The organism is Cryobacterium aureum (genome assembly GCF_002954245.1).
In the GTDB taxonomy this organism is placed as follows: domain Bacteria; phylum Actinomycetota; class Actinomycetes; order Actinomycetales; family Microbacteriaceae; genus Cryobacterium; species Cryobacterium aureum.
The window spans coordinates 1-6,582 of sequence record NZ_PPTG01000015.1 but is presented as its reverse complement, the minus strand read 5'-3'; the positions used below and the strand labels follow the sequence as shown (position 1 = coordinate 6,582).

General features: G+C 58.3%; 7 protein-coding genes and 2 pseudogenes. 1 reads left to right on the top strand and 8 read right to left on the bottom strand.

From position 1 onward, the window contains the following. Positions 1-130: 130 nt before the first annotated feature. Positions 131-442, bottom strand: a pseudogene (locus CJ028_RS21955) (IS1380 family transposase); the annotation flags it as partial. Positions 443-552: 110 nt separating this feature from the next. Here CJ028_RS21955 and CJ028_RS21950 point away from each other — a divergent pair. Further along, complete coding sequence (locus tag CJ028_RS21950; RefSeq protein ID WP_276309372.1) at positions 553-714, top strand: TIGR02391 family protein; 162 nt, start codon at positions 553-555, stop codon at positions 712-714. Positions 715-1,276: 562 nt separating this feature from the next. Here CJ028_RS21950 and CJ028_RS21945 read toward each other — a convergent pair. From CJ028_RS21945 to CJ028_RS21915, 7 genes and pseudogenes are all read right to left on the bottom strand, one after another. After that, positions 1,277-2,002: a creatininase family protein gene (locus CJ028_RS21945; RefSeq protein ID WP_105034543.1), complete on the bottom strand. Its 726-nt coding sequence runs from the start codon at positions 2,000-2,002 to the stop codon at positions 1,277-1,279. Positions 2,003-2,010: 8 nt separating this feature from the next. Further along, the gene (locus tag CJ028_RS21940; protein WP_105034542.1) at positions 2,011-2,925 is read right to left on the bottom strand and encodes a phosphotriesterase family protein; all 915 of its coding nucleotides are present in this window, start codon (positions 2,923-2,925) and stop codon (positions 2,011-2,013) included. 20 nt (positions 2,926-2,945) lie between these two features. Then, positions 2,946-4,238, bottom strand: coding sequence for a PTS ascorbate transporter subunit IIC (gene ulaA / locus CJ028_RS21935; protein WP_105034541.1), 1,293 nt, complete (start codon positions 4,236-4,238; stop codon positions 2,946-2,948). Between the two features lie 5 nt (positions 4,239-4,243). Further along, positions 4,244-4,531: a PTS sugar transporter subunit IIB gene (locus CJ028_RS21930; RefSeq protein WP_105034540.1), complete on the bottom strand. Its 288-nt coding sequence runs from the start codon at positions 4,529-4,531 to the stop codon at positions 4,244-4,246. A 35-nt stretch (positions 4,532-4,566) separates the two neighbouring features. After that, a complete protein-coding gene (locus CJ028_RS21925) occupies positions 4,567-5,007 on the bottom strand; it encodes a PTS sugar transporter subunit IIA (protein ID WP_105034539.1) in 441 nt (146 codons plus the stop codon). Between the two features lie 28 nt (positions 5,008-5,035). Then, on the bottom strand, positions 5,036-5,761 hold the full coding sequence (locus CJ028_RS21920) for a GntR family transcriptional regulator (RefSeq protein WP_105034538.1): 726 nt from the start codon (positions 5,759-5,761) through the stop codon (positions 5,036-5,038). A gap of 184 nt (positions 5,762-5,945) precedes the next feature. Further along, a pseudogene (locus tag CJ028_RS21915) lies at positions 5,946-6,315 on the bottom strand (recombinase family protein); the annotation flags it as partial. Between the last annotated feature and the right edge of the window lie 267 nt (positions 6,316-6,582).

Here is a 6,582-nt window from a genome sequence, read left to right as displayed (position 1 = left end):
TCGTAGAAGGCCAAATCACCACCAACTGGAAGCAAGCACTAAGCCAGCTCGTGATGATCTACCCCGACCGAATCAACCCCCACCTCTAACCAACTCCCAACACTTACACAAAACACTTGACAGGCTCAGCGAAGGCGCGCAGGAACGATCCCAGGGTCGAGGGCGCATAGGTTCCGGTGAACAATTTCCGGAGGGCGCCGTACCGGAGCACGGCCATATCGTCGATGGAGTCGGCGCCGGTGAGCATTCCTGCGACCAGTGCCAGCGCTTTCAGGCCGGCGTTCGCGCCGAAGTAACCGGGCAGTTTCACCCACTCATCGATCAGGGAGCCGAGGCCCGTTTTTGCAGCCAGTGCCATCGTGGGGACCAGTCCGGCTGACGACACGAGGTTGGGGTCGTCGAAGGATGCAGATAAGGACCGGTGAGTGTGAGAAAGTTGCATCTACGAGATGTCTCCCTGAGCGTTGAATAGTTTGTCTAGATAACAACTATTTTAGCTGGTCAGAGGGGCATTCTCGATTTAACGCGCCGTCAAAACCTCAAGGTCGACCGGTGGATTCAAGCTTAGCCAAAGGGCTATTCAGTGCATTCCGAAACCCAGTGGCTCACGAACCGCGCATTGAATGGGTCCTCACTGAGCAAGATGCGCTGGACGTCCTTGGGACGCTCTCGATGATTCACCGACGGTTGGACTCCGCGACACACGCGGAATGACGGTGGGTCCAGATGACGAATTTGGTTACGAAGAGAAGACGAGTGACCCTGCAACCAAGGTCCCTCAACTCGCCCAGATCCGGGACGAACTCGGCGAGCTGCAGCAGGAAGTGTGTGAACAGCGCAGCCGCGCCGATCCCGCGGAAGTACGTCCGCGCAAACGGCCGCTGCTGCCACGAAACCGGCCACGTAGAACGGGGGGCAACACCTCAACGTTCTCGACCAAGCGGGTGGGCGACGCTGGAAGAACTGCACCTCGCGATGTTTGATCTAAATTGAGCTGACCTACCACCGTCGGCGCCGCCGCCGCCTTGGGAAGCTCATCCCGATCGTGCGGCTAGCAATGGTTTCCGGCTGCGCTATCTGTATTGAATTGTGAGACGCCTCAGAATTAGTTCGTCTGTCTGGGGTGGTTTTGCGTTCGTATTAGTAATACGACCGACCGGTTACCGGGACGTCGCCAGCCGAAGACTTCGCTATGCGGGGTATTCGTTTTTTAAGGAACCCATGTCCACTCATGGATGGTTATGGGATCGATCTACTTTGAGTAGGCGCCGCATCGTCATCGCCGCGCCCCGTTGATGATCTGTACAGCATCGTCAACGAATCGGTCAAGCATGGCCCTTCCCTTCGCGGCAGTGGCTAGGGTGGCATCTCCGAAGACACCGCTCTTGCTGATGTTTCCGAGCTGTTCAGCACCGTACTCGTACGCATCGGATGCGTCTGGATATTCCCGCACGGCCTTCGTCATATCGACGAGGTCTGGGTGCGAAGCGAGCATCAGCGATGTCTCGAATTCGCAGGCGTGGATCATGCCGTGCCAAGTACCGGACTCGCAGTTGCTGCGTCGCACGTCGTCGAGATCGGGATAGAAGAGTCGCACGACGGGAAATGCGGAGTGCGCCGCGTACTCTCGCACCACGAACTTCATGGATGTCTTGTTCGAGTCATGACCATCGACGAGCACAAGCATCCCGAACCCACTGCGCTCTGCGCTCTCGATCACATCGGCGAGCAGCGCCTCAAGCGTGCGGTGGCCCACGGTGATGGTGCCAGGAAGGTCCTGCCACACCCAGGAGTACCCGAACGGGACGGATGGCAGGATTACGCCATCAACCCTTTCGGCGATGCGCAACGCGTACGCTTCGGCAAGCTGGATGTCCGTGCCTAGGGGCAAGTGGTGGCCGTGCTGTTCTGTTGCGCCGAGCGGCAATATCGCGATGGGTGCGCTGGAAAGTCGAGCCTCGACCTCGTCACGTGTCATCTCTGCAAGCAGGTACTTTGTCACGATAACTCCTAGAACTTCCCTAGCCATGCGGCCGGATTGTCGTGGAAAATCTTGTGGACGACATCTTCTGGGATGCCCTCTTCGATGAGGCGCGGGACGAAGATCTGTTTGATGAAGCGGAACCCGGGGCCACCGCCGTAGCCTTCGAGATAGCTTTTTCGGCCCATGTCGCCGGAGATCATGAGCTTGTCTGCAAAGCCGTGGTCGATGACGTTACGCACCAGGTCGACACGCACGCTGTCAGGGTAGTACTTCACTTTGCCGGGTCCGTCGAACTCGATATAGGCACCCCGCTCCAGCATCTGGAGGTGGTATCGAGGGTCAGCGTTTCGGTCGGAGTGGCCAACGACGACGGTCTCGAGATCAACGCCTTCGTTCTCGATGATGTCGAGCATTTCCATGCCCATGGTCCCAGCTTCTGTGTGCAGCCAGATGGGGGCACCCGTCTCCAATGATGCTCGCGCGAGTGCAATCGTCGTCTTCCGTTCCAGCGGGTGTACGAGGTTGTACCAGGAGCCGCCCTTGATGAGACCGGCCTTGGCGTCTGAACCATCCATGCCAACGGTAATGTCCTTCACCATGCGCTCGACAAGGAAATCGATCGGCACGACCTGCACCCAGTCTGGGTAGTAGACGTGCTTGTTAAAGCCGGTGAGTCCGAGCACGTTGACACCTGAGTCAATAGCGAGCTGCTTCAGCATCCGGCCGTCACGGCCGTAGTCGAGTGGTGACCCGTCTACGACCGTTCCGCCGCCCACCGATTTGAAGAGTTTGAGCTCATACAGCGAAGCCTCATAAGTAGTGAGCTCGAGATCGCGGTCCGGCTGCGAGGCTGGCGGGCTGCACCACAGGTGCTCGTGCGGGTATGTAAAACCGAGCTTCTCCGGCTCGATGTCGCCCAGAACTGTGCGGATCTTTCCCATGATGTTCTTTCTTTCTTATATCAAACGCCGAAGAGCAGGCCGACGGCTCGCATGAGCGCGACGACGAGTATCGCGTCTGGCGACGCGAACCACAGCCCGACAATGCCGTAGTCGCCGAGCCCGATCAGCGGGTATGCGAGTGCAACGATGAATTGGAATAGGAAACCGAGCAGGAACCCGGCAATGATGGCGCCCCTGCGCCCGCCGTAGGCATTACCGAAGACACCGGCCGCTGCTCCCATGAAGAACAGGCCGATGACTGACGGCAACACGACGACCGACAAAAAGCCCGAGACGACTGTGGCGAGCGTTCCGCCGATGAGGGCCATCAGGAATCCGATTGTCGTCGCGTTGGGCGCGAATGAGTAGAAGACCGGGATGTCAAGCGCGGGTTTGGCTCCGGGCACGATCTTTTCGCTGAAACCCTTGAAAGCCGGAACGAGCTCGCCGAGGAACATGCGTACGCCCTGCAACAGGATGAGGATGCCGACAACGAAGGTCAGTGCCTGTGTCAGCACCATGATTGCGACCGGTTTGCCACCGCTGACCTCGGCGAGCACGCTCGGACTCGTGAACGCGGCCGTGACAGCGAATACGATGACCATGACCAGGCTCATGAGCACCGACATTTCCTTCAGAAAGTCCCACTTCTCGCTGATCTGGATATCTTCTGTGGTTTTCAGCGGCCTCTGAACTCTTGCCCGCCCTCCGGGAATGTTGCCCAGCTTTCCACCGATCCAACCACTGAGCCAGATGAGTGATGAGCCGTAGAATCCCAAAGCCACGTTGTCGTTGCCCGTTACCTTTCGCACAAATGGTTGTGCGAGTGCGGGGAACACCACCGAAGCGAGGCCTTGGATGACGGAGCCGATACCAATGGCGAGCCAACCAGATACGCCCATCTGGTCCAAGGTGATAGCGATCGTCGCTGCCATGGAGAACATCATGTGGCCGGTAAGGAAGATGTACTTCAGTGGCGTGACTCTGGCCAGCAGCACGTTGATGAGAAAGCCGAAAACGAGAATGAGCGATGTCTCGAAGCCGAGCACCGTCTGAACGGCCGCCGCAATGGCGTTGTCTTCGGCGACGACCCCATTGAGGCCAAAGGCGTCCTGGAACATTGTGCTGAACACCAGGAGGCTCGCCACGATTATTCCCGCGCCTGCTTGCAGGATCATGAAGCCGAGAACCGTCTTTAGCGTGCCCTTGACGACGGCCGATGCCGACTTGCGCAGCGCTATCAATCCGACGAGTGCGATAAGGCCGATGATGAACGCAGGTGTCGATAGAAAGCTGGTGATGAAATCAAGCATGCTCGCTAACCCTTTTCTGATCCGGTCGACTTGATGAGCTCGAGCAGCTTGGCCTCGATCTCGGCCTTGTCGAGGATGTTCTTGATTCCGACCACGGGGACCGTGATGCCATCGAGCGACTTGACGATCTCGTTCGATCCAAAGATCGCGTCACAGTTTTGGCCGTGGACGCTTGAGATGTCGAGTGCCTCGCCCTCGATAGTGATTCCGTGCTTCGCACCAATGGATTGAAGCTCCATGAGCAGCATCAGGCTGGTGCCGAAGCCCATGCCGCAGGTTGTGATGATCTTCATTGTTCATTCCTCCAGGTTGTGATGAGCTTCATTGTTCAGTTCTGCAAGTCGGTGAAGAGCGCGGTGACTGCAGCGGTGTCCTCGGTAGTGAGAAGCGTGTTGACTGCCTCGGGATCCATCAGCACTCGCGACAGGCGTTTCAGTAGTTCGATGTGCGAATGGTTATCGCTGCCGACGAGCGGGATCACGAGACGAACGGGGTCGTTCTCTGGGTGACCGAACTCGACCGGCTGCGCCAAACGAAGCACAGCGAGGCCATCACGAATCGCGCCGGCCTCGGGGCGAGCATGTGGCATCGCAATACCGGGTACCAGCACGATGTACGGGCCGAGGTCGCGGAACGCGTCGATCATCGCCTCCGAATAGCGGGGTTCCGCAAAACCGTCTTTAACGAGCAGCTGCCCCGCCGCGCGGATGGCATCATCCGGCGTCAGTGAGCCATCGTCGAGGCTGACACGTACATTACTGAGGTGCATGGCTGTCCTACCTATCTTTTCCTGTTCTCTACCCACGCTTCCGCAGCGCTCCTGCGAGCGTCGCGTGGTACTTGTACTTGTCGCCCCGGGCGGCCATGTCGACGACCTCAAACGGCACGTTGCCCCGAAGTAGTGTCACCCGTCGCACGTTCAATAGTGCCGACCCCTCCGGAACCTCCAGCAGTGAGGCTTCGGTTGCAGTCGCTTCACGGGCGCCTATCGTTTCCTCACCACCAGCGAGCGATAGTCCGTAGCGGCCGGTGAGTTCCTCGTAAAGCGATTCAGCAGGCAAACCGCGTTCGACGAGGTCTGGCACATACCGCTCCCGCAGGGTATTCACAATCAGCGCGATGGGCGCGCCCTTCACCAACTGCAGTCGTGAGACCACCACGACAAGTTCGTCAGCGCTCAGTCGAAGTTCTTGCGCGATACGACGTGATGGTTTGTCGCGCCCAATGCTGAGCAGTCGACTCGAGGATTCGACGCCGCGACGTGCCATCTCCGCTTTCCAGCTATATACCCGGCCGACGTCTTGGGCCTCTGGATGATCGCGGATAGTCGTACCGCGTCCCTGTCGCTTCTCGAGCACGCCACTCTGAACAAGGTTCTCAATCGCGCGACGAACTGTGGCACGACTCACGCTGAATTCGTGCTCTAGCTCTGGCTCAGGGGGGAGCATCTCACCGATCTGCATCCGGTTGATTCGGTCGAGGAGCAACTCCTGCACCTTGCGGTAAAGCGGCGTCTGTGCCATGCGTCCCTCGATCTAAACAAACGTACCTTTGATGCTTTTCAAGCTAACTCATACGTATGTTTGATGTCAATCAATCGCGTTAACTAATAAAATCTCCGCGGTCGCTGTATTGAAGGCCTAACGTGAAAAGCTCCGAATCTTGTGGTCGTGTTTTGAAGTTCGTGGTTGGCGGCACCGGTTGGGTTTATGTCGTGGATTTCGTGGCATGTTGTTGTTGGCGGTAGCGCGTCGCTCTGCTCCAGCCGGTCAGTCGGGCCGCTTGCTCTGCTGTCTTTCCTGAGGCTCGTGCCTGGGCGACGATTGCGAGCTTCAACAGTGACGGCCGAATCGCTGACCGGTCGGCCGAATCGGGTTCCGGATTCGCGGGCAGCCGCGATGCCCGCATTCACTCGCTCGGTGATGAGCTCGCGTTCGTACTCGGCCAGGGTGGCGAGCCTGTTCAGTATCAGCCAGCCCGAAGAAGTAGCGGGGTCGATGCCGTCCGAGATTGATCGGACGTTGATCCTGGCGTGGTGGAGACCATTCACGGTGTTCAGAACGTCGATAAGAGAACGCCTGTGGATTTCGGCGTTCGGTAGCGGTGTTTTGTGATCGCTTTGTGTTGCTAGTTTCTGATCATGAGAATACTTGCGGCGGCATCGTCGGGGAGACGTAGCCAGCAGAAGCAGGTTGGAATTCGCGAGTTCTGCCAGCGTTGAGTATTTGATCCCTTGAGAGCCACCCGATCGTGCGGTTCAGAGCCACCGTTCGTGCCGAAGAGAGCCAGTGGTGGTGCGGCTTGGGGCCACTGGCTCTCTTCGCCGGATTGTTAGGCGCTGGTG

Coding starts and splice junctions, on each gene's coding strand:
- ulaA (WP_105034541.1), bottom strand. CDS start 4,238: ATGCTTGATTTCATCACCAGCTTTCTATCGACACCTGCGTTCATCATC.
- CJ028_RS21925 (WP_105034539.1), bottom strand. CDS start 5,007: ATGCACCTCAGTAATGTACGTGTCAGCCTCGACGATGGCTCACTGACG.
- CJ028_RS21930 (WP_105034540.1), bottom strand. CDS start 4,531: ATGAAGATCATCACAACCTGCGGCATGGGCTTCGGCACCAGCCTGATG.
- CJ028_RS21940 (WP_105034542.1), bottom strand. CDS start 2,925: ATGGGAAAGATCCGCACAGTTCTGGGCGACATCGAGCCGGAGAAGCTC.
- CJ028_RS21920 (WP_105034538.1), bottom strand. CDS start 5,761: ATGGCACAGACGCCGCTTTACCGCAAGGTGCAGGAGTTGCTCCTCGAC.